Source organism: Carboxylicivirga litoralis (genome assembly GCF_025499605.1).
Classification (GTDB): domain Bacteria; phylum Bacteroidota; class Bacteroidia; order Bacteroidales; family Marinilabiliaceae; genus Carboxylicivirga; species Carboxylicivirga litoralis.
This window is the reverse complement of record NZ_JAFMVC010000066.1, coordinates 1-3420: the sequence shown is the minus strand read 5'-3', so window position 1 is coordinate 3420 and position 3420 is coordinate 1. Positions and strand designations below refer to the sequence as shown.

At 29.9% G+C, this 3420-nt stretch carries 2 protein-coding genes; both read right to left on the bottom strand.

What is annotated here, in order from left to right; translation table 11 throughout:
* The coding region (gene drt3b, locus J1N10_RS20545; protein WP_262328611.1) for an antiviral reverse transcriptase Drt3b at positions 1-909 on the bottom strand (909 nt) is incomplete at its 3' end.
* A gap of 2 nt (positions 910-911) precedes the next feature.
* Positions 912-2420 carry an antiviral reverse transcriptase Drt3a gene (drt3a, locus tag J1N10_RS20540; RefSeq protein ID WP_262328610.1) on the bottom strand — a complete coding sequence of 503 codons (1509 nt, stop codon included), beginning with the start codon at positions 2418-2420 and terminating at the stop codon, positions 912-914.
* Positions 2421-3420 lie beyond the last annotated feature (1000 nt).

Here is a 3420-nt window from a genome sequence, read left to right as displayed (position 1 = left end):
TCTATCATTTTCAGATTTATAGAAAATAAAGTAATCATCAACATAACGAAATATCTCATAATCAACCTTATGAATTAGGCTTGCATCATTGTTTTTAGGATTCTTTAGGCTATCTTCAATATTTCTGTCTATTTTTTGTAGAATAAGTTCAGAGAAAATTCTTGAAAACTCAGGACCAATAACTATTCCATTAGTTTCATTTGCATTAAGTTTTTGCATTAATTCATCAAATTCTCCAGCAAAAGTATTTCTTGAATCATTGATGTTATCTTTGACAATGTCTTTATTGAATAATGCCCACGAAATAGTATGGGTATATATACTGTCAAAGCACTTGGAGACATCTAGCATCAATAACTTATTGTACTTCTTTTCGCACCTATGAAAATCATATGATTCAAAGAACTTATGAATATTTGAGTACTTCTTATAAGTAAAGTAAGATTTCAGATTTTCATATTCACTATCATCTTGCTCAATTTGAGAATGCTTTAAATCACCATCTTTAGTTCTGCTATGTAGTTTATCGTTATAAAATGTAAACTTGGCAACCGAACTTGGTTTTCGCATAGAGAAAGAGCTTATTGAACTATTATACAGGATTACATCTTTATATTGTTCATAAAACTTAACAACTGCCAATTGATTATTGGGATGGATTACATTCAGTTCTCTATAGTCATTCTCTTTATGAGTGATTCTAAAACGAAATGGATTTGTAACATCCCCACAATTAAATATTAACCTCTCAAGCTCAGGTAGAATCTCTCTGCTATCATTCTGTTTTCTTCTTTTTATTAGGTAGTGATAAAAAAAACGATTCGAAAACGTCAACGGTGTTTCATATGGTAAAACATCAGATAGCACTACTCGTTCTTTGGAATATGTTATAGGAAGTTTCTTTTTCATAATTACATATTAGTCCAAATTGACATTAATTTATTAATATTGAATTCTTTTGAAGCATTGAATTGCAAGACATTCTTAGCCATAAATCCCTTGTAAAACGATAGAGACCTTAACTTGTTAATTAGCTCAGGATTGGCCAAGTGTTCTATTTTCGTTATTTCATTTTCAAGAAAATCATCCAAAGCTTTTAAATCAGGATATGGATTATTTAAAAATTCATTTGAAAAGTATACTCCTATAAATACATTACTTTTTCGTCTAAATAGTTGATAGTTGTTAGTTAAAAACCTTATGCGTTGATGTAATAATCTTTTTATGCCACTCTCTTTTCCAGCATATAGTGCTTGTTTGTCTTTAAAGTCAGCGAAGGCATTTTCAATTTTATTCTTATACTTCTCTAATTTATGTTCGGACATTAGTATTTTTAGTGGCTCTCTGTAAACCTCAAATTTTTTAGAGTCACCACTAAGTTCTTTTCGTTTATAATCTATTACAAAAGAATACCCTAGATATGTAAACTTATATCTCTTACTATTTTTCCTATCACGATTTCTTTTTCTTAAATCAATTAAGTGGGTTTTATCAGAATTCAGTGTTAGACCAAGGCTTTTTTGTGATATAGTTTTTAATCTTTCTATATATGTTTGTGATGTGCGCTTTTCACCTCTATTTTTGGGAGTATATATAGTAATTATATCATCTACATATCGTGCATAGTAAGTTACAGAATCGATTGATTTAACCGCCTTGTCAAAACGTCTCATATATAATTCAGCCAGTAAAGCACTAATTCCAATACCCCTTGGGATTCCGATGCGTTCATCTGTACTGTTTTTAATTCCATCTGAGACTAGTATTTTCCAATACTGATTTAGTAAATCCTTAATTATTCTTTTCGTTGGGTAACTAAGAAGAGGATTGCCATTTATTATATCCAACAATCCTTTGTGAGGAATAGATTCATAAAACTCTTTTATATCCGTGCGCAAAATAACCTTTGGAAAACCATCTTGAAGTATAGTTGATAATTGTGATATTATCACCCTTCTATCTGATTGTTTAACTTTAAATGTTTTATTGATATTCCGTTGAATTTGTTTTAATGCAAAAAAGTTTTCAGGAGAATTAGTAACAACGTACAATTGTTTTCCATACTTTATTTTACCCTTTTTAATATCTAACTTAAAGTCTTCCTTATTTACTTTAGAGCTGATATTATTAAAAATATTTGTAAGGAGGATTTCTCGTTCCTGTTTTATTTCTTCTTTTTCAGCATTTAACTGGTCTAGATTCGAATAATCCCTAAGTGCTTTATCTTTTATTGCTTTAATCTTTCTCTTTTCGCTTCTTATCTCCTTGTTTTTCCATATGATTTCGTCTGATTTCTCTCTTGTTTCTATAAAAATATCAGCTGTTTCAAAAAAAGATTCAGATTCTACATACACACCTTTTCTATTTACTACATCTAATAGAATCCTGAAGTTATCCGAAGAGAAGGATTGGTCTAGCATATGATTTAATGTTATTATTATGTACAGTTAGTTCTTCTTGTATTGGTACCAAACTTGGTTATATCACCTTTATTTTATTAGTGACTGAATATGAGTGGCATACTCATTTATTAAACACTTATAGGCTTATAGAGACTTCAACGTTTATAAACGATAAAAATCTCAACTCGCATCAACAAGCGAATACTTTAAATTTTCCTCTATGATTCCACCCCTAAATGATATTCCAAACTGAGGCGGTTATTCCGATTAGTGGATGCTAAAATAAATATTTTGATTAAATAATAAGTGTTGGAAGGATAAATAATATTATTCTGTTGATTAATGGAGTGCTTAAATTGATTGATTATTAACAAGTGAATTCGAAATTATTCATTAAGTGTATCACAAAAGAGCAAACCATAAGCCCATAATATGAACCCGTTTTTGAGACTACTGAAAGTAGGGTAGATGATATAGGAATTTATTATCTCTACAATTGGTGGTTTGATGTTGTAAATATACTTATCAATAATACATGTTAATGATGGTGAAATGACCTTACAAATATGCATACAGAAAAATGACACTAAGGTGACGGTTCCGTTCAATTGTGCTTTAAGGAATTACACCCCTATCCCCCTAGTAATATAAATTCCAGATAATCACCATACAATATACTATATTGGCTTAGGTGTTGAAAGACATTAGCACCCTCGTAAATGAAAGAAATTGCCGAAAATATGAGATGCCCTATAAATCTGTTCATTCTCGGACATCTATGTCGATTGGGTACTAAAAAAGGCTCATTTTTGAGCCTTTTTATGATGTAATTATTGTTCAATTAGAATAGTGAATCAATACATATTTTATTGGTTTATTTTAAGTATACCCTTTATGAACTACCTCTATTTTGGTTCAATAATAAACATTCTACCACTTAAAACAGACTGGTCGTTACTAGACTATTTAAAATAGACCGTATATGATGAATTCAATATTATTCAACCAAACCGAAAGC

What these genes read in the sequence shown, in the direction of transcription:
- drt3a (WP_262328610.1), bottom strand. Translation starts at nt 2,420, where the DNA reads ATGCTAGACCAATCCTTCTCTTCGGATAACTTCAGGATTCTATTAGAT.